The 19,304-nt window shown below is 64.9% G+C and carries 15 protein-coding genes, 1 tRNA gene and 1 pseudogene; 6 read left to right on the top strand and 11 right to left on the bottom strand.

Going from position 1 to position 19,304, the window contains the following annotated elements; all coding sequences use genetic code 11:
• Window positions 1-210: 210 nt before the first annotated feature.
• From dapD to rpmH, 9 genes are all read right to left on the bottom strand, one after another.
• A complete protein-coding gene (gene dapD / locus AC628_RS15705) occupies window positions 211-1,056 on the bottom strand; it encodes a 2,3,4,5-tetrahydropyridine-2,6-dicarboxylate N-succinyltransferase (protein WP_074127690.1) in 846 nt (281 codons plus the stop codon).
• A 249-nt stretch (window positions 1,057-1,305) separates the two neighbouring features.
• A complete protein-coding gene (locus AC628_RS15700) occupies window positions 1,306-1,995 on the bottom strand; it encodes a pyrimidine 5'-nucleotidase (protein WP_074127689.1) in 690 nt (229 codons plus the stop codon).
• Between the two features lie 190 nt (window positions 1,996-2,185).
• Entirely contained in the window at window positions 2,186-3,172 is a 987-nt protein-coding gene (locus AC628_RS15695) for a DUF1036 domain-containing protein (protein WP_074127692.1), read from the bottom strand.
• 86 nt (window positions 3,173-3,258) lie between these two features.
• On the bottom strand, window positions 3,259-4,152 hold the full coding sequence (gene argB / locus AC628_RS15690; RefSeq protein ID WP_021079576.1) for an acetylglutamate kinase: 894 nt from the start codon (window positions 4,150-4,152) through the stop codon (window positions 3,259-3,261).
• A gap of 176 nt (window positions 4,153-4,328) precedes the next feature.
• Window positions 4,329-4,697 carry a DUF423 domain-containing protein gene (locus AC628_RS15685; RefSeq protein ID WP_074127688.1) on the bottom strand — a complete coding sequence of 123 codons (369 nt, stop codon included), beginning with the start codon at window positions 4,695-4,697 and terminating at the stop codon, window positions 4,329-4,331.
• Window positions 4,694-5,347 carry a ribosome biogenesis GTP-binding protein YihA/YsxC gene (gene yihA, locus AC628_RS15680; protein ID WP_074127691.1) on the bottom strand — a complete coding sequence of 218 codons (654 nt, stop codon included), beginning with the start codon at window positions 5,345-5,347 and terminating at the stop codon, window positions 4,694-4,696. The genes AC628_RS15685 and yihA overlap by 4 nt, the downstream gene beginning before the upstream one ends.
• Window positions 5,348-5,473: 126 nt before the next feature.
• Window positions 5,474-7,360, bottom strand: coding sequence for a membrane protein insertase YidC (gene yidC, locus AC628_RS15675; protein ID WP_074127687.1), 1,887 nt, complete (start codon window positions 7,358-7,360; stop codon window positions 5,474-5,476).
• 3 nt (window positions 7,361-7,363) lie between these two features.
• A complete protein-coding gene (gene rnpA / locus AC628_RS15670) occupies window positions 7,364-7,762 on the bottom strand; it encodes a ribonuclease P protein component (protein WP_074127686.1) in 399 nt (132 codons plus the stop codon).
• A gap of 32 nt (window positions 7,763-7,794) precedes the next feature.
• The gene (gene rpmH / locus AC628_RS15665) at window positions 7,795-7,929 is read right to left on the bottom strand and encodes a 50S ribosomal protein L34 (protein WP_008542748.1); all 135 of its coding nucleotides are present in this window, start codon (window positions 7,927-7,929) and stop codon (window positions 7,795-7,797) included.
• Between the two features lie 364 nt (window positions 7,930-8,293).
• Here rpmH and AC628_RS15660 point away from each other — a divergent pair, with 364 nt between their 5' ends.
• From AC628_RS15660 to AC628_RS15650, 3 genes are all read left to right on the top strand, one after another.
• Window positions 8,294-9,772, top strand: a complete 1,479-nt coding sequence (locus AC628_RS15660; protein WP_074127685.1) for a sensor histidine kinase — start codon at window positions 8,294-8,296, stop codon at window positions 9,770-9,772.
• Window positions 9,773-9,926: 154 nt separating this feature from the next.
• Window positions 9,927-10,003, top strand: a tRNA-Arg gene (locus AC628_RS15655).
• Between the two features lie 172 nt (window positions 10,004-10,175).
• On the top strand, window positions 10,176-10,445 hold the full coding sequence (locus AC628_RS15650; RefSeq protein WP_074127684.1) for a hypothetical protein: 270 nt from the start codon (window positions 10,176-10,178) through the stop codon (window positions 10,443-10,445).
• 147 nt (window positions 10,446-10,592) lie between these two features.
• Here the strand turns inward: AC628_RS15650 and AC628_RS15645 are convergent, their stop codons facing one another.
• Together AC628_RS15645 and AC628_RS15640 are read right to left on the bottom strand one after the other, a co-directional pair.
• On the bottom strand, window positions 10,593-15,416 hold the full coding sequence (locus AC628_RS15645; protein WP_245321189.1) for an NAD-glutamate dehydrogenase: 4,824 nt from the start codon (window positions 15,414-15,416) through the stop codon (window positions 10,593-10,595).
• Between the two features lie 356 nt (window positions 15,417-15,772).
• A complete protein-coding gene (locus tag AC628_RS15640) occupies window positions 15,773-17,803 on the bottom strand; it encodes a YgiQ family radical SAM protein (RefSeq protein WP_074127682.1) in 2,031 nt (676 codons plus the stop codon).
• A 130-nt stretch (window positions 17,804-17,933) separates the two neighbouring features.
• Here AC628_RS15640 and AC628_RS42910 point away from each other — a divergent pair, with 130 nt between their 5' ends.
• The 3 genes and pseudogenes from AC628_RS42910 to AC628_RS15635 form a co-directional block, all read left to right on the top strand.
• On the top strand, window positions 17,934-18,278 hold the full coding sequence (locus AC628_RS42910) for a hypothetical protein (RefSeq protein ID WP_143201623.1): 345 nt from the start codon (window positions 17,934-17,936) through the stop codon (window positions 18,276-18,278).
• A gap of 8 nt (window positions 18,279-18,286) precedes the next feature.
• Window positions 18,287-18,865: a hypothetical protein gene (locus AC628_RS44010; RefSeq protein ID WP_168193384.1), complete on the top strand. Its 579-nt coding sequence runs from the start codon at window positions 18,287-18,289 to the stop codon at window positions 18,863-18,865.
• A pseudogene (locus tag AC628_RS15635) lies at window positions 18,858-19,304 on the top strand (beta strand repeat-containing protein); the annotation flags it as partial. The gene AC628_RS44010 and the pseudogene AC628_RS15635, both read left to right, overlap by 8 nt.

Genomic DNA, 19,304 nt, shown 5'->3' with positions numbered 1-19,304 from the left:
AGATCGAAATTGGTTCGATCAGTCTAGACCCGTCATCCTGAGGTGCGAGCCTTGCGGCGCAATTGCGCCGCTGGGCGAGCCTCGAAGGATGCACGGCCACTAGCCGGGCCGTCGACCCTTCGAGACGGCCGCTTCGCGGCCTCCTCCAGCGACAAAGGCGAAGCCTTTGCGCGGGGGTGACGGTGATGGACAGCAACTGCGGAGGTTCGATCAGTCTCGCAGCAGCTCGTTGATGCTGGTCTTGGCGCGGGTGCGCTCGTCGACGCGCTTGACGATCACGGCGCAGGCGGTGGCAGGTCCCGGCTGGCCGTTCTTCAGCGGCTTGGCCGGCAGCGTGCCCGGCACCACGACGGCATATTCCGGGACCTCGCCGACGAAGATCTCGCCGGTCTCGCGGTCGACGATCTTGGTCGAGGCGCCGAGGAACACGCCCATCGACAGCACCGCGCCCTTGCGCACGATCACGCCCTCGGCAACCTCGCTGCGCGCGCCGATGAAGCAGTCGTCCTCGACGATCACGGGCTCGGCCTGCAGCGGCTCGAGCACGCCGCCGATGCCGACGCCGCCGGAGATGTGCACGCGCTTGCCGATCTGGGCGCAGGAGCCGACCGTTGACCAGGTGTCGATCATGGTGGCTTCATCGACATAGGCGCCGAGATTGACGAAGGAGGGCATCAGCACGACGTTCTTGGCGATGAAGGCCGAGCGGCGCACGATCGCGCCCGGCACGGCGCGGAAGCCGGCGTCGCGGAAGCGGTTCTCGCCCCAGCCCTCGAACTTCGAGGGCACCTTGTCCCACCACGATGCCTTACCCGGGCCGCCTGCAATCTGGCCCATGTCGTTGAGGCGGAACGAGAGCAGCACCGCCTTCTTCAGCCACTGATTGACCTTCCACTTGCCGCTGGCCTCGCGCTCGGCGACGCGGGCCTCGCCCTTGTCGAGCAGCTCCAGCGCGTGATCGACCGCCTCACGGACCTCGCCCTTGGTCGACGTCGAGATGCCTTCGCGGGCGTCGAACGCGGTGTTGACGGTGGTTTCGAGGGCGGACAGCGACATCGGGACAATCCTTGGGCGTATCGGGATATGAGGGAATTTTGCCGGGCTTTTTCGGGATTTGAGACCGCGGAGTCAAGGCAAACTCGGCCGTCGTTTCGGCGAGCAGTCTCTCTCTCCTCCGTCGTCCCGGCGAAGGCCGGGGCCCATAACCACAAATCTTGGTCGGGTTACGCGCTGCGGCCCCAGCCTGCCGCATCACTCACGTTCGGGGTAATGGGTCCCGGTTTCGCCGGGACGACGTGGGAGAGATCAGGGCTTCTGCCGCTGCAAGAACCCGGTGAGATCGTCCGTGACATGGTCGACATAAGCAGCGTCGCGGCCCTCGAGCTCCCAGGTCTCGCGCACCACCTCCTGGCTGCCGTCGGGCACCACCAGCACGGTGGTCATGCCGAGCTCATGTGGCACCACCAGATTGCGCGCGAGGTCCTCGAACATCGCGGCCTTCGCCGGATCGACGTCGTGCAGCTTGAGGAACTTCTGGTAGGTCTGCGGCGCCGGCTTCGGCTCGAGATCGGCGGCGATGATGTCGAACACGCCGTCGAAATGATGACCGATGCCGAGCCGGCTCAGCACAGCATCGACGTGATCGACCGAGCCGTTGGTCAGGATCAGCTTGCGCCCCGGCAGTTTGGCGATTGCAGCGCCCATCGCCGGATTCGGCTGCAGCGGCGAATGGTCGATCTTGTGCACATAGGCGAGATAGTCGTCGGCCTGCACGCCATGCTCGGTCATCATGCCGCGCATCGTGGTGCCGTAGCGCAGGTAATAGTCCTTCTGCAGCCGCCGCGCCTCCTCGGGCGAGATCTTCAGCCAGTTGCCGACGAACTCGCCGATCCGCGCATCGACCTGCTGCCACAGATTGACGTGATGCGGGTACAGCGTGTTGTCGAGGTCGAACACCCAGGTCTCGACATGGCCGAAGCTGCGGGGAGTTTTCATTGTCGCTCTCCACCGGTCAGCGCGAACGTCGCCGAGCCCTCCGCCGTCGTCCTGGCGAAAGCCAGGACCCATACCGCGGAATCCATCAATAAGGCACGATGCTCGTCGTTCTTCGCCAAACGCAGTCTTGTGGTTATGGGTCCTGGCTTTCGCCAGGACGACAGTGATGTATGTGGCGCCAGCGTCTCCATCACGGCATCGCAAAGCGCAGCGTCTTGCCGCCGCTGGTCATGTCGACGGTGGTGAAGCCGAGCGCGGTGAGGCCGCGGGCGGCGCAGTCGCCCTGCTCGTTGACCTCGAACTTGCTGTCGCGGGTGCAGAGTTGCACCGCGCCGCCCCAGTTCAGCGGCTTGTCCTTGATCTTGATGGTGCGGTTGTCGCCATCGACCGCTTCGGCGAATGAATAGATCTGCTTCGGCGTGCCTGTGACGTCGGGATGCAGGCACTTGCCGGGGTCGATCCGATACCAGCCGCGGCTGGTCACCACCTTGCCGTCGTCGGTCGCAACCGCGGCCATCACCTTGTACTGCGTATCGTTGCACCAGGTCAGCCCGGTCGGCGACGGCTTCTGCACGGCATCGACCATGGTGGTGAAGAAGGTCGGCGACTGCACGATGTCGCTGGCGAGCCCGCGGCTCTTGAGGAATGCCGACAGCGCGCTCTGGGTCTTCGGCCCGTCGACGCCGTCGATCGGCGCGGCGTCGTAACCCGCGATCACCAAGAGGCGCTGGATGCCGGCGAGCCGCGCCTGCTCGTCGTCATACTCGCTGTCCTCGGCGAGGTAGGCGACGAGATTGCCGTCATCGCTCTGCGTCGGCGTGATCTGGGTGAATTGCGCCGGCGTCTGGCCGGAGCGGCATTGCCGCGCGGCCGCGATCACGAAATTGTCCTGCGCGACGCAGAGCGTATCAGTCCCGTTCTGCGGGATCGGCGAGGCGCCGTAGACGCCGAGCGCCCGCGCGTTGAGCAGCACGCGGTCGGCGGTCAGTGCGCCCTGCACGACGACGCGGCAGGTCGCGGGATCGATGCGGAACCAGCCGCGCGTTGCGGTTGCGGCCTTGTCGTCGATGCCGATCGCGGCCTCGATCACATAGCTCATGCGGTTGCAGAGCTTGAGGTCGGCATGCGCCGGCGCCGCCGAGAACAGGAACGATATCAGCGCGGCCGGCAGCGACATTGCGAGCCGCGTCGCCGGCGACCGGCGAGGAATCCTCGCCGTGCGTTCCGCGATGGCGGCCTTCATTCGCGCTGCCGCGTCTGCCATTACTTATGGATCAGCGTGCCGGTGCCCTGGTTGGTGAAGAGCTCGAGCAGAACCGCGTGCTGGGTCTTGCCGTCGATGATGACGACGCCCTGCACGCCCTGTTCGAGCGCGTAGATGCAGGTCTCGACCTTCGGGATCATGCCGCCGGAGATCGTGCCGTCGGCGATCAGCTTGCGGGCTTCCTTGATCGACAGATCCGGAATCAGCTTCTTGGACTTGTCGAGCACGCCGGGCACGTCGGTCAGCAGCAGCAGCCGCTTGGCCTTCAGCGCGCCCGCGATCGCGCCGGCAAAGGTGTCGGCGTTGATGTTCAGGGTCTGGCCGTCCTTCGACGTTGCCAGCGGCGCCAGCACCGGGATCAGCTCGTAGCCGATCAGCTGGTTGAGCAGCGTCAGATCGACCTTTTCGGGGTCGCCGACGAAGCCGAGATCGACCGCCTTCTCGATGTGCGAATCGGGATCGACCATGGTGCGCGTCGTCTTCGACGCCTTCACCATGTTGCCGTCCTTGCCGGAGAGGCCCACGGCCCTGCCGCCGGCCTCGTTGATGTAACCGACGATCTGCTTGTTGACCGAGCCTGCCAGCACCATCTCGACGATCTCGATGGTGGCGGCGTCGGTGATGCGCAGGCCCGCGGCGAATTCCGACTGGATGCCGAGACGCTTCAGCATGGTCGCGATCTGCGGCCCGCCGCCATGCACCACCACCGGATTGATCGCGGTCTGCTCGAGCAGCACGATGTCGCGCGCGAACGCCTTGGCGGTGTCCTCGGCGCCCATGGCATGGCCGCCGTACTTAATGACGATGGTTTCCTCGTCATACTCCTGCATATGCGGGAGCGCCTCGGACAGGATGCGGGCCTGATCGAGCGGGCTGATGTGCTGGTCGGTCATGGGGCTGGTCTCATCGTCAGCGGAGGGACGGGCGCGGTTCTATCTGATTGCCGGGCAGGGCGCAAAGCGGGAGAGGTATTCGTCGTATCTGTAGCCCGGATGAAGCGAAGCGCAATCCGGGATCTCCGCCCGCGGTACGATTCCCGGATTTCGCTGTGCTCCGTCCGGGCTACGGTTCAACGTCGTGGCCACATGGCCGCGACCGCCAGCACCAGCCAGCTCAGGATCAGCAGCGTTCCGCCGGTCGGCGCGGCCATCGGAAACAGTCCGTGGCCCGCATATTGGCGCAGCACCAGGTCGCCCGCGAACAATGACGCCGCGATGACGAAGCCGGCGGCCGCCGCGATTCCGAGCCTGGCATGAACGATCACGCGGTCCGCGACCGCAATGGTCGCGATGGCGGCCGGTGCATGGAACAGCAGCATCGAAGATGCCGCCGCCAGCCGCGTCGCGTCGGGCAAATGGGCCGCGGCCGCCGCCAATATCACGCCGCAGGCGCCCATGATGGCGGCACAGACGATCAGAGGGCGGGATGCGCCGTTCATCGGCGTCGTTCCTCGATCAGGCGCACCATAGCGGCGCGCAGCTCCGGCATGCCGTCGCCGGTGCGCGACGAGGTCACCAGCACCTCGGGAAACGCGGCGGGATGTTTTGCCAGCGTGGCGATGGTCTCGGCGATCGTGGTCTTCAGTTCGCCGGCCTTGACCTGATCGGCCTTGGTCAGCACGACCTGATAGCTGACCGCGGACTTGTCCAGCGTCTTCAGTACGTCGAGATCGACATCCTTGATGCCGTGGCGCGCGTCGATCAGCACATAGACCCGCGCCAGCGTCGCGCGTCCGAGCAGGAATTTGTGGATCAGCGCCGTCCACGACGCCACCTTGGTCTTCGGCGCCGAGGCGTAGCCGTAGCCGGGCATGTCGACCAGGCGGAAGCCCGCCTTTTCAGGCCCCTCGAAGAAGATCAGCTCCTGGGTGCGGCCCGGCGTGTGCGAGGTGCGCGCCAGATTGCTGCGGCCGGTCAGCGCGTTGATCAGGCTCGATTTGCCGACATTGGAGCGGCCGGCAAACGCGACCTCGAGGCCGGCCATCGGCGGCAGCGTCTCGATCGAGGGCGAGGCCCAGATGAAGCGCCAGTCGCCGGCGAACAGCTTGCGCCCCTGCTCGATCAGCTCCGCATCGGGTTCGGTGGTCATCGAAGGGTCCACTTCGTCTTGGCCGGAATAGATCCGGCCGTTCACGTCGACGTTTTGCTACCCTCCAATACGTGGATGCCCGGCACAAGGCCGGGCATGACGCATTGTGGGCGAGGTTGCCGGAAGCTACGTCGGCTTCTTGGCGAACGTCGACTTCAGATTGTCGAACAACTCCACCTTCACGCCGTTCTTGCGCATGATGAAGCTCTGCTGCAGCACCGAGAGCGTGTTGTTCCAGGCCCAGTAGATCACGAGACCCGCCGGGAAGCCGGCCAGCATGAAGGTGAAGATCAGCGGCATCCAGTCGAAGATCATCTTCTGGGTCGGATCCGGCGGCGCCGGGTTGAGCTTCATCTGCACCCACATCGTGATGCCCATGATGATCGGCCAGATGCCCATCACCAGGTAGGCGCCGAAATGCGGTCCGAGCAGCGCGATCGGATCGAACGGGATCAACCCGAACAGGGTGAACAGGTTGGTCGGATCGGGCGCCGAGAGGTCCTTGATCCAGCCGAAGAACGGCGCGTGCCGCATTTCGATGGTGATGAACAGCACCTTGTAGAGCGAGAAGAACACCGGGATCTGCAAGGCGACGGGAAGACAACCTGCGATCGGGTTGATCTTCTCCTTCTTGTAGATCTCCATCATCTCCTGCTGCTGCTTCACGCGGTCGTCAGGATAGCGTTCCTTCAGCGCCTGCAGCTGCGGCTGCACCGACTTCATCTTCGCCATCGAGGCGTAGGACTTGTTGGCGAGCGGGAAGAACAGCAGCTTCACGATCACGGTCACCAGCAGGATCGCGATGCCGAAATTGCCGACCAGGCGATAGAACCAGTCGAGCGCCAGGAACATCGGCTTGGTGATGAAGTAGAAGTGGCCCCAGTCGATCAGGAGATCGAAATGGTTGAGGCCGAGCTGCTTGTTGTAGCCGCCGAAGCCGACCAGCGGGAAGTTGAGGCCGACGGTCGCGGCCTCCTTCGCGCCGGCAAACAGCCGCGCATTGGCAACGCCGGTGCCGCCGATCGGAATAGTCTGCGCGCCGAGCCTGTAATCGACCCGATAGCGTTTGTCTCCGTTCGTGAAGCGCGCTTCTTCGAGCGTCGCATTGGTGTCCGGCACGAGGGCCGTGGCCCAATACTTGTCGGTGATGCCGAGCCAACCGTCGGTCACGTTCCTGAAGATGGCGCCGCGCGTGTCCGCTCCCGCGTAGTCCACGCCGGTTTTCGTCTTGCTGTCGTCGATGTTTTTGTAAGTGTATTCCTGCAGGCCCTGTTCGCCGAGATAGCCGATCAGGCCTTCGTGCAGGATCGCGTAGCCGGAGACCGGCGGCTTGCCGCCGCGCGAGATCAGCGCGTACGGATACAGCGTCACCGGCGCGCTGCCTTGATTGATGACCTCGTCCTTGACGCTGAAGAGGTAGCGATCATCGATCGAGATGGTGCGGCGGAAGGTCAGGCCTTGGCCGTTCTCGTATTTCAGAACCACCGGGGTGCTCGGCGACAGGCTGTTCGATCCCTCCTGCTGCCAGACGGTTTCGGCATCCGGCGTCTTCACCGACGAGCCGTTGGGCGTCAGCCACAGGAACTCGGCATAATAGGGCTCGGCCGTGCCTGACGGCGATAGCAGCACGATAGCCGGCGATTTGGGATCGACCGTCTCGCGGAACTGGACCAGCGACAGATCGTCGATCCGGGCGCCCTTCAGCGCGATGCTGCCGGTGACGCGGGGGGTGTCGATCTTGATGCGCGGACCGGCCTCGAGCACCGCTTCGCGGCTTGCGACCGGCGCGCCAGCAGCAGGCGCGCCCGGCGCCGCGGATGGGGTCGCGGCGGTTCCGGGAGCGGCGCCAGGCGCGGCACCCGGCGTGGCCTGCGGCGTCGGCTTCAGCAGCTCGGCCTGCTTCTGCGCCTCGCGCTGCTTCTCCATCTGCGGCACATTGTAGAAATATTGCCAGGCGATCAGGACGAGGCCGGACAGAATGACGGCAAGGATCGTGTTGCGGTTGTCGGACATCTCTTAGGGTCTCGTCATTCCATTCGGATTGGGCGCGCGTTTGTTACCTGCCTTGTCGTTACCCGTCTTGGGCGCAGCAGGCCGGTCGAGGCGGCGCAGCGCCGACCGCAGGTCGTCAATCATGGTCGCAAAGTCGCGGGTCAGCGCGTCACGACGGCCGACTAGCACATAATCATGGTGCGGCCGCATGAATACGGCATCGACCCGTCTCATCACTTCGCGAAGCCGGCGGCGGATGCGGTTGCGCTCGGTCGCGGTGCCATTCTTCTTGGTGACGGTATAGCCGACGCGGATCGGGCCCTGATCGTCGCGCCGGCGGCCCTGCAGCACAAAAGCTGCGGTATTCGCCCGTGCGCCATTGGCAACGGCGAGGAAATCCGCCCGCTGCCTCAGCCGATCCATAATGGGTATCTCCGGGGAGGAGACGTCCGGGCTCAGGCGCTCAGGCGCTTGCGGCCACGCGCACGACGCGCAGCGAGGACCTTGCGGCCGCCGGCCGTGGCGAGGCGGGCGCGGAAGCCGTGACGGCGCTTGCGCACCAGTTTGCTGGGTTGATAAGTCCGCTTCACGGGTAATTCTCCGCTGACCGGGCAATTTGCCGTTATATTGAGATGGAGTCCGGTGATGCTGGCGGGCCCAAACGAGCCGTTACGGCCCCAAATGAGCCGCCCCCGGTCAAGAACCGGGCCATCGCGGACAGTTGGCGCGGCTTATAAGGGAGCGCCCTGTTTTCGTCAATGTCGCAGGGCGTCGCAAAAAGGGTTCTTTGAAACGTCGCAATTCGGGCGAATATATCTGATTTCGCGGGGTATTTGACGGTAAGGGTACGCTTTGAGGCGTTCGGGGAACCGCCGACATTAGCGATCCGTAATTTGACCGGCTTGGGGGCCGGGCCGCATCTTCCGACCCCTAAGCCAAACAAGGCCTTATCTTGTGGCTCTAACTGACGATCAGGCGACCGCGCAGAACCAGCGGCCCAAGCCGTCCCTTCGGCTCGGGCTGTCGGGCAAGCTTTTGCTGCTGACGATTCCGCTGGTGATGATCGCCGGGCTCCTGATCTACGTGCCGGCGATCGCCAACTTTCGGATGAATCGGCTCAATGACCGGCTTGCCGCCGCCAATACCGCGGCGCTGGTGCTCGATGCCGCTCCGTCCGGCCTGGTGCCGGATTCGCTGGCCCGACAGATCCTGACCAGCATCGGCGCCCGCGCGGTTGCCATCAAGCTCGGCCAGCAGCGCCGCCTGCTCGCGAGCGCCGATCTGCCGGCATCGATCGACCATGATGTCGACATGCGGGCCATGACTGTGTGGTCGGCGATCGTCGATGCCTTCGAGATCATGCTGGAGCATGGCGACCAGACCATCCGCGTGGTCGGTCCCGCGCCGGGCCAGGCCCAATTCATCGAAGTGGTGATCGACGAGAAGCCGCTGCGGCAGGCGATGTATCGCTTCTCGCGCAACGTGCTGGTCGTTGCGCTGCTGATTGCCGGCCTGACCGCCGGCCTGGTCTACCTGGCGCTGCACTATCTGTTCGTGCGGCCGATGCGGCGGCTGACCGCGAGCCTGATCGGCTTCCACGAAAATCCGGAGAGTTCGGCGCGAATCATCGTGCCCAGCCAGCGCGGCGACGAGATCGGCGTTGCCGAGCGCGAGCTGTCGGACATGCAGCGCGACCTCGTCTCGATGCTGCATCAGAAGAGCCGCCTCGCCGCGCTCGGGCTCGCCGTCTCCAAGATCAACCACGATTTGCGCAACCTCCTGGCCTCCTCGCAATTGCTGTCGGACCAACTCGCCAGCGTGCCCGACCCGCGGGTGCAGCGCTTTGCGCCGAAGCTGCTGCGCTCGCTCGAGCGCGCCATCGCCTTCTGCCAATCGACATTGTCCTATGGCCGCGCGCAGGAGGCGGCACCCGACCGCCGCGTGATCATGGTGGAGCCTGCAGTTGCCGAGGTGCGGGAATCGGCCGGGCTTGCGACCGATGTCTCGATCACCTGGATCAGTGCGATCGAGCGCGGCCTGACCATCGACGCCGATCCGGACCAGCTGTTCCGTGTGCTGCTCAATCTGGTGCGCAACGCGACGCAGGCGCTGGAAAGCCGGCAGGACAGCGATGGCGGCGCCCAGCAGATCCGCATTACCGGCCGCCGCGAGGGGACGGTTGCGATCATCGAGGTCTCCGACACCGGCCCCGGCGTGCCGGCCAAGGCGCGCGAGCATCTGTTCGAGGCGTTCCAGACCTCCGGCCGCCCCGGGGGCAGCGGGCTTGGCCTTGCGATCGCCGCTGAATTGATCCGTGCCCATGGCGGCCACATCCACCTGGTCGAGGGCACCATCGGCGCCACCTTCCGGATCTCGATCCCGGATCGCCCGGTGGAATTGCTGTCGGTCCGCAGCGAGCGGGCCAGGGCCTGAGACCGCCCCGGAATTCCAGGGCGGCCGAAACCGCGACCGAAATTGGCGCTTCCAGACCTTGCCAACCGGGCCGGGAGCCTGTAGCTAGAGCGCTCTTTCGCGACGTTCCGGGGCTCCCGGAGCCATCCGGGCTTCAAGCCTGATCCGCGAAAATGCGCCCGTAGCTCAGCTGGATAGAGCATCAGACTACGAATCTGAGGGTCGGACGTTCGAATCGTTCCGGGCGCGCCATTCATCTTTGATTTCATTGGGTTTTTAAGGCACGTGCCCAGCGGCGAGACCGCTGTGCCCTGACCTCTCGTGCCGGGGCGCGGTCAAATACTTGTGCAATGCAGTATGCGTTATTGCATTGCAACAAAATTGGCCTATGTCGGCCTCTCAAGTCCGATTGAGGAGCCTTCACGTGACCAAGATTTCCCTCTCCGTCATTGCCGCCGCCACCCTCGCGATCGCGAGTGCAACGGCCGCATCCGCCGCAGAGCTTCCGACTTACGAAGCCGCGGGCCTGCCGATCTCGCCGATGCAGGCTGGCGCGCTTGGCGCCGCCAACGTCCACGAGCAGGCGCCGGTCGCCGCGACGTCGGCGACGCCGCATCAGCTCAGCGTTCTGACACCGCGAAACAAGATCACGACCGCGCGGGCTTCCGCCCGGACCGACCACTCGCTGCACTGACTGGCATAGCTGGTCCATCCACGAGACCCGCGACGACGCCGCGGGTCTCTTCGTCCCACCGGATCGCGGTGGTCTGGAAGAAAACGTGCCGCTTGTTTGCGGGCCGCCGCGTCCGGTGAGGGTCCTGACTGGGTGGACGAAGCACTCTCAAGCCTTGACCAGGTCCCCCAGTAGGTTCGCCGCCACCGCAAGCTTGGCGAGCGTCAAGCCGCTGGCCGCAATTTCCTCGACCGAGCGGCGAATCCGCGTCGCTTCGGGATGCGCGGCGAGCCAGGTCTCGACGGCCTCCTGGCCCGACTGGCCGGTCGCCAGCATATCCGCGGTCAGCCTTCTTTCAGCGGCTGCGATCTGGTCGATCGCGCGGTCGATGGCGAGACGTTCGAAATAATCGTTTGCCGGCACGCTGCGTGCGGCAGCGATGATGAGGTCGAGACGGAACTTGGCTTCCGCAGCAAAGAAGGTCGCAGCCGCATCGCCGATGGCGCGCGTGGTGCGCTCCGCAACCGTCACGATATCCGGGGCCGAGACCAGAGCATCGAGATCAGCGAATTCGCCGGCTATGCCGGCCGGGACGCCGGCATCGGTCAGGTCCTGACGTCGCTTGCTGCGCGCGGCTTGCAAGTCCGGCGGAAGGGTATTGTCGAGCCCTGCAACAATCTCGCGGATAGCCGGGCCGAAGCGCGCGATGACCGCCTCCAGGCCGTCCTTGAAATCAACGTTGCGAACGTACCAGACCATACGGGAGAGCAAGAGATCCTGGATCGAAGCGTAAAGGGAAAGCTGCAACTGTCCGTCGATACAGGTGTCGAGTGCGTCGATCGCATCATTGAGCCACTTCAGTCCGTAGGATTCGTCCACTGCCACGTAGGCCATGACGATGGTTGCGACATCGGCATCGGTTTCGTCGGTCAGGCGCACAACGCAGGCCGGGCCGCCGCGGTTGATCACGGCATTGACGAGACTGGTCGCGATGATCTCCCGTCGCAGCCGATGGGACTCGACCGCCGCCGGGAATCTGTCTTGGACCTCGCGCGGGAAATACTGCGATAGTTCGCGAGCAAGATAGGGGTCGTCGGGCACGTGGGTGCCGAGCAGGTCATCGTAGAGCGTCAGCTTGGCGTAGGCGAGCAACACGGCAAGTTCGGGCCGTGTCAGGGACTGACCGCGCCTCGTGCGTTCGGTGAGCGCCGCGTCATCGGGCAGGAATTCCACGGCGCGGCTGAGCAGACCCCGCTGCTCCAGCGACTGCATCAGGCGGGTGAGGAAGCCGGTCTCGGCCATGCCCTTGCGCTCGGAGAGCGATAGCGAGAGCGTCTGCAGGTAGTTGTTGCGCAGCACCAGCGTGCCGACCTCGTCGGTCATGACGGCGAGCAGGCTGTTGCGGTCAGCGAGGCTGAGGTGTCCTTCGCGCTCGGGACGCGCCAGCGCGATCTTGATGTTGACCTCGACGTCGGAGGTGTTCACGCCGGCCGAATTGTCGATCGCGTCGGTGTTGAGCTTGACGCCCTTCTGCGCCGCTTCGATGCGGCCGCGCTGGGTGACGCCGAGATTGGCACCTTCGCCGATCACGCGTGCGCGCACGTCGTTGCCGGTGATGCGGATCGGATCGTTGGCGCGGTCGCCGACCTGATCGTCGCTTTCTCCCGAGGCGCGGACATAGGTGCCGATGCCGCCGAACCACAGGAGGTCGGCGCGCGATTTCAGGATCGCTGTCATCACCTCCGAGGGCGTGGCTTGCGGCTTGTCGAGATCGAGCAGGGTGCGTACTTCCGGTGCGAGCGGGATCGCTTTGAGCAGGCGCGAGAATACGCCGCCGCCTTGCGAGATCAGTGACTTGTTGTAGTCCTGCCAACTCGATCGCGGCAGGTCGAACAGGCGCTTGCGCTCGGCAAAACTGATCGCCTGATCCGGCGACGGATCGATGAAGATGTCGCGATGATCGAAGGCAGCCACGAGGTTCGTCGCCGGCGACAGCAGCATGCCGTTGCCGAAGACGTCGCCTGACATGTCGCCGACGCCGACCGCGGTGAACGGCATGGTCTGAATGTCGGTGCCGAGTTCGCGGAAGTGGCGCTTGACCGCCTCCCAGGCGCCGCGCGCCGTGATCCCCATCTTCTTGTGGTCGTAGCCCTGGCTGCCGCCGGAGGCGAAAGCGTCGCCGAGCCAGTGGTTCTTCTCGGCCGAGATCGAGTTGGCAACGTCGGAGAAGGTGGCCGTGCCCTTGTCCGCGGCGACGACGAGGTAGGGGTCATCGCCGTCATGGCGCACGGTCGAGTCGGGCTGCACGACGGTGTCGCCGTCGAGATTGTCGGTAAGCTCGAGCAGCGACCGCACGAAAATGCGATAGGCTTCGGTGCCTTCCGCGAGCCAGGCGTCGCGATTCGAAGGCGGCGGCAGGCGTTTGGGCACGAAGCCGCCCTTGGCGCCGACTGGCACGATCACGGCATTCTTGACCTGCTGCGCCTTCACGAGGCCGAGGATCTCGGTACGGAAATCCTGCGGCCGGTCGGACCAGCGCAAGCCACCGCGCGCAACCTTTCCGAACCGCAGGTGAATGCCTTCGACACGGGGTGAGTAGACGAAGATTTCGTAGAGAGGTCGCGGAGCGGGCAGGTCGTCGATCCGGTGCGCGTCGAACTTGAAGGAGATCACCGGACGCGGATGTCCGTCCTCGCCGACCTGCCACAGATTGGTGCGGATGGTGGCCTGCACCAGATTGGTGAAGCGGCGCAGGATGCGGTCCTCATCGAGCGAGGCGACGGATTGAAGCTGCTCCTCGATTTCGGCGAGCAGCGCCGTCTCGCGTGCCGAACGCTCGGCATCGGTGCAGGCGAGGCGTGGATCGAGGCGGGTCTGGAACAGCGTGACAAGGCTGGCGGTGATCGCGGCGTTCTTGCGCAGGGTCTCCCACATATAGTCTTGGGTGAACGGCGCGCGAATCTGGTGCAGGTAACGGGACAGGGCTCGGATGGACGAGACTTCCCGCCAGCCCAGGGCCGTTCGCAGGATCAGGGCGTTATAGCCGTCGGATTCGGCGCGATCGCCGACCACCGCCATGATCGAGGCTTCCAGGCGGCGGTTGAATTCCGGGCCGATCGCGATCGGCTGGCCGTCGCTGGTCTCGATCGTCATGTCGTGCAGCCAGACCGGTGGCGGCGCCGGCATGGCGTGTGGCGCGATCTGATAGGTGCGTTCGTTGACCACGCGCAAGCCGTGATTCTCGATCACCGGCACGCGATAGGACAGCGACAGCGGGGCGCCGTGCGAGAACACCTTCAAGCCGAAATGCGTCGGATCGTCCTCACCCTCGGTGCGGTGAACCGTGATCGCCACGGGGCGCGCGGGCGTGAGTTTTTCGATCGTGGCGATATCGGCGATCGCCTGGTCGGCGCCGAACACCTCGGTGTAGCCGCCGCTAAAGGCCCGGGCGTAACGGCTGGCGAGCATGCGCGCGCGCATGCCGTCAGTCGACGCTGTGAGCGCGGCCTTCAGCTTGTCGGCCCAGGTCGCGGCGATGGCGGCGATTCCGGCTTCGAGCGTGCCACGCTCGATGACGGGCGTTTTGGCTTCATAGCGCCCGATGATGTAGTGGACGCGCGCAAGCGCCCCTTCGGGGAAGGACACGTAGGAGGCCGACAACGTCCCCTTGTAGACCTGCGCCAGGAAGGCACCGACGCGCGTGCGCACGTCGGTGTCGTATTTATCGCGCGGAATGAAGGCGAGGATGGAGACGAAGCGATCGAACTTGTCGATCCGTGCCAGCGCCCGGACGCGGGGACGCTCATAAAGGATCAGGATCTCCATGACGAAATTGTACAGGGTGTCCACGTCGATCTGGAACAGTTCGTCACGCGGATAGTCTTCAAGAATGTGCGTCAGCGCTTTGCCCGAATGACTGTTCGGGTCGAAGCCGGCGCGCTGCAGCACCTGTGAAACCTTGTGGCGGACATAGGGGATCTGTCGCGCAGAGCGGGTGTAGGCGCCGGAGGTGAACAGGCCGACGAGGCGCAATTCGCCCTCGAGCCGGCCATCGGGCGTATAGAGCTTGATGCCGACATAATCCATCCGGATACGGCGATGCACGCGGCTACTGACATTGGCCTTGATCACGATCAGCAGGGTCGGCTCGCGCATGAACTCGCGGATTTCCGACGTCATCACCACCATTTCCTTTCCGCGGCGCAGGACCTTCACGTCGGGATCGCGCAGGATGCCGAGACCATCGCCGGTCGTGATGTCGTCCGACACATCGTTGTCGGGCGAGAAGCGATATTCGCGCACGCCGAGAAAGGTGAAATTGTCCGCGCACAGCCATTGCAGGAACTGGTTGGCCTCGGCGACCTCGTCGATCGGCAACGGCGGCGGATTGGAGGAGAACGTCTTGATTGCTTCCTCCACGCGCTCGCGCATGACTCGCCAGTCAGCGACGCAAGCGCGCACCTCGCTCAATGTCCTGGTGAGGCCGTCGATCAGCTTTTGGCGGTCGGCATCGGCGTCAAGGCGAGCGATGTGAAAATGAATCAGGCTTTCGCGTGCACCCTTTGCGCCTTCCGGCAGTGCTTCGCCATGGAAGCGCAGCAGCTTGCCCTGGTGATCGCGCTCCACCGCGATGATCGGATGCGCAACCAGGGTGACCTCGATGCCTTGCTCGGCAAGCTCGGCCATGGTGGAATCGAACAGGAAGGGCATGTTGTCGTTGAGAATCTCGAGCACCGAAATCTCGCGTCCGTCCGGCATCGCCGGATTGACAACGCGGATATCTGCGCTGCCCGCTGTGCGGCGCTGCACATGCTCCCAGGTCTGCTCGGCTAGAAGGGCAAGCGATGAGGCGTCGAGGTTGGCGAGGTCCTCGATGTTGGTGTGGCCGAACAGAAGTTCGGCAAAGGTCCGGGGTGTCTTGCCCGGCTGCACGATTCCCGCGGCATCACGAATCAGAGTTGCGCGGGCCTTGTCGTCACGCCACGCTTCCATAACGTCCTCCCTTTCTCGCCACATCCAACCGCAGTCGCGATCATCAGGTCGATCCTGGAGCGCACTTCTTCGAGCGCCATTATCCAGGTTGCGCGAAATCTCTGGTCCCGCAGCTTCGACATTATCACCCCGGAGCGGCCAAGGCGCGCGGAGCCGTGGGGCGCGAACCGAAATACCCTAATTAGAGCGTCCAGGCCAAAGCCGGTGACGACGGGCTGGCGGCGCCGCAGGAATCTCGCACAATTTCAACTACATAGAAGTTCGTTATGGTGTTCAGCATGGCGCGCCATTTCGGCGCCAATCTGAAAAAGCGCAGCCAAGTTTCCAAGCCAGGCCGGATCTGAATTCCGGCCGTCTTACTTGCCCATCCGCAGGCCTTTGGTGGTGAAGCGCTGTGTCCGGCCGCCCTCGCGCAGAGGTCGCCGCGTTCCGGCGGCCTTGCCGGTGCCGGGCGGCTGGTGCGCGGGCACCAACTGATCGGGACGCGAGCCGATCAGATCGGCGCGGCCCATCTGTTTCAGCGCCTCGCGCAGCAGCGGCCAGTTGTCCGGGTCGTGGTAGCGCAGGAACGCCTTGTGCAGCCGGCGTTGCCTGAGGCCCTTGATCGCCTCGACCTTGTCGCTCGCCCCGCGGCGCACGCCGCGCAGCGGATTGACGCCGGTGTGATACATCGCCGTCGCGGTCGCCATCGGCGAGGGCAGGAACGTCTGCACCTGATCGGCGCGGTAGCGGTTCTTCTTGAGCCAGAGCGCGAGGTTCATCATGTCCTCGTCGGTCGTTCCCGGATGCGCGGCGATGAAATACGGGATCAAATAGTATTTTTTGCCGGCCTGCTCGGCCGCGGCATCGAACATTTTCTTGAAGCGATTGTAGGCGCCGATGCCCGGCTTCATCATCTTGTCGAGCGGGCCGCGCTCGGTGTGCTCGGGCGCGATCTTCAGGTAGCCGCCGACGTGATGGGTGACGAGCTCCTTGATGTATTCGGGGCTCTCGACCGCGAGGTCGTAGCGCACGCCGGACGCCACCATCACCCGCTTGACGCCCTTCACCTCGCGCACCTTGCGATAGAGCCGGATCAGGTCGTCATGCGAGGTGTTGAGGTTCGGACAGATCTCGGGGAAGACACAGGACGGCCGCCGGCATGCCGCCTCGATCTTCGGATCCTTGCAGGCCATCCGGTACATGTTGGCGGTCGGCCCGCCAATGTCGGAGATCACGCCGGTGAAGCCCGGCGTCTTGTCGCGGATGCGCTCGATCTCGCGCAGGATCGAGCCCTCCGAGCGGTTCTGGATGATGCGGCCCTCGTGCTCGGTGATCGAGCAGAACGTGCAGCCGCCGAAGCAGCCGCGCATGATCGTCACCGAGAAGCGGATCATCTCCCAGGCCGGGATCTTGGCGTCCTTGTAGGAGGGATGCGGCGCACGCGCGTAGGGCAAGTCGTAGACGGAGTCCATCTCGGCCGTCGACAGCGGGATCGGCGGCGGATTCAGCCACAAATCGCGGTCACCGTGACGCTGAACCAGCGGCCGCGCATTGCCGGGATTGCTCTCCCGATGCAGCACGCGCGAGGCACGTGCATAGGCCTCGCGGTCCTGCTCGACCTGTTCGCAGGCCGGCAGGCGGATCACGACGTTGCCCGCCTGGCGCGATGCGCCCTCGTCGGCGGAGTCGAGATCGTCGGCATGCAGCTCGGCGTAATCCTCGGGCACGCGGCGGAACAGCGCGACGCCCCTGATCGAGTCGAGATCGCGCGGTGCTTCACCATTGGCGAGCCGGTGCGCCACCTCGACGATGGCGCGTTCCGCGTTGCCGTAGAGCAGAAGGTCCGCCTTGGCGTCCGCCAGCACCGAGCGGCGTACCTTGTCGGACCAATAGTCGTAATGCGCGATGCGTCGCAGCGACGCCTCGATGCCGCCGAGCACGATCGGCACGTCCTTGAACGCCTCGCGGCAGCGCTGGGCATAGACGATGGTGCAGCGGTCCGGCCGGCGGCCGCCCTCGCCGTCCGGCGTGTAGGCGTCGTCATGGCGCAGCCGCCGGTCCGCCGTATAGCGGTTGACCATCGAGTCCATGTTGCCGCCGGTGACGCCGAAGAACACGCGCGGCTTTCCCAGCGCCTTGAACGGTTCGGCCGATTGCCAGTCGGGCTGCGCGATGATGCCGACCCTGAAGCCCTGGGCCTCCAGCAACCTGCCAATGATCGCCATGCCAAAGCTTGGATGGTCGACATAGGCATCGCCCGTCACCAGCACGATATCGCATTGGTCCCAGCCGAGCGCCGTCATCTCGGCGCGGTTCATCGGCAGGAACGGCGCCGCCTTATCGGCGCGCGCCTGGTGGCGCGGCCACGACGTCAGGGACATTTCGGCGTTGGCAAGGGTGCTCATAGCCGCCACGCATAAGACTCCGGCGTCGCGAATTCAACCAATCAGCATGCCGCACGGCCCGATCGCCTATTGCCATGGCCGAAGAGTTTCGGATCGGGCCTAAGGGGATTGGAGTGGTGGTCAGCAAATCATGCTGATATCTCAACGGCATAAGAGGATCAATGTCGCGCCATTCTGCTGCATCCTCCCAACCGGCAATCCCGGCGATGCCATTGGCGGCGTTCCCTTTGCTCGATCAAGGGGTCAGCCGATTGAGGCGATCGTCGGCCTGATGGCAAGGCCCGATTGCCGGGTGCAGAAACTTCGGGATGCAACCCGAAGCAATTCGGCAACACCTGGCGGGAAAATTCCGGCGCTCAACGACGTTGAAGACGAGTTCAATCGAACGGTTGATGTCGGGCTCGCGGTCTTGTCCCACATTCGCGGCCGCCGCATCCGGTCAACCCGTCAGGACCGGCCGAAGTTCTGGAGTTGAGAGCGCAAATGCCTCACGCGATCGTTGAAGCCATGTTCCGTTTGACTAAATCCGTCGCGTGCGCCGCGCTCGTTCGCCGCGTCGCCTTCGCCGGAGTTGTCCTGGTGTTGGGCATGTCTGAGCCAGGTGTCTCTCCGGCAGCGGCACAGAATTGCTACTCCTCCGGAAGTTCATTCGTAGGCAACTGCGACGCCTCGGCGGGCCCGGCGGCAGCGACGGCCATCGGCAATTCCGCCGGTGCGTCCGGATTCAGCGCCACGGCCATTGGCGACAATGCGGGCGCAAATAACAATGCGACGGCGGTCGGCGCTGGTGCGTACGCGAGTGACTCCGACACATCATTGGGCAAAAGTGCCGGCTCCTTTTCTATCGGTGCTGGAACGGGCGTGACGAGCGTCGGCGCATACGCCAATCGAGGAGCCAGCGATTTCAACAATTGGAGTACGGCAATTGGTGCCGGCGTTAATGGTACTGCTGCGATGTCGTCCGGAGCGTACAGTGTCGCGATCGGTGGGGGGCGATGGCGTATCCGGGCTGACCGGCGCAAGTTCCAGCGGTGGAAAATCGGTCGCGATCGGCGTGAGTAGCGCCGCGGCGGGGGTGTCCTCGACGGCCATAGGAAGCGGCGCCAGCGCCAGCGCCGACAATGCCGTCGCCCTGGGCAATACGGTGACGGCAACCGGCGGCAATGCCTTCGCGGCCGGCAACAACTCCCACGCCACCGGGGCGAGTGCCGTCGCGATCGGCGATGGCGCGACCGCCGGTACGGGAGCGAATGCCATTGCCATCGGCACCGGCGCGGTCGCGACCGGATCGATTGCGATCGGCGCCAGTTCGGCGGCGGCGCTCGGCAACACCGCCATCGGCGACGGGGCAAAGGCAAGTGTCGCCGCGGGCAGTTCTGCCTTCGGCAACGGCGCGGTGGCCTCGGACCTCAATGCGACGGCGACCGGCGCCGGAAGCAAGGCAACGGCTGCGGCCGCGACGGCCTACGGTCAGGGCAGCACAGCCTCCGCCGTCAGCGCG

This window comes from Bradyrhizobium sp. NAS96.2 (assembly GCF_001908235.1).
Classification (GTDB): domain Bacteria; phylum Pseudomonadota; class Alphaproteobacteria; order Rhizobiales; family Xanthobacteraceae; genus Bradyrhizobium.
Note: the sequence above shows the minus strand (reverse complement) of the source record. Positions and strands in the feature narration are given on the sequence as shown.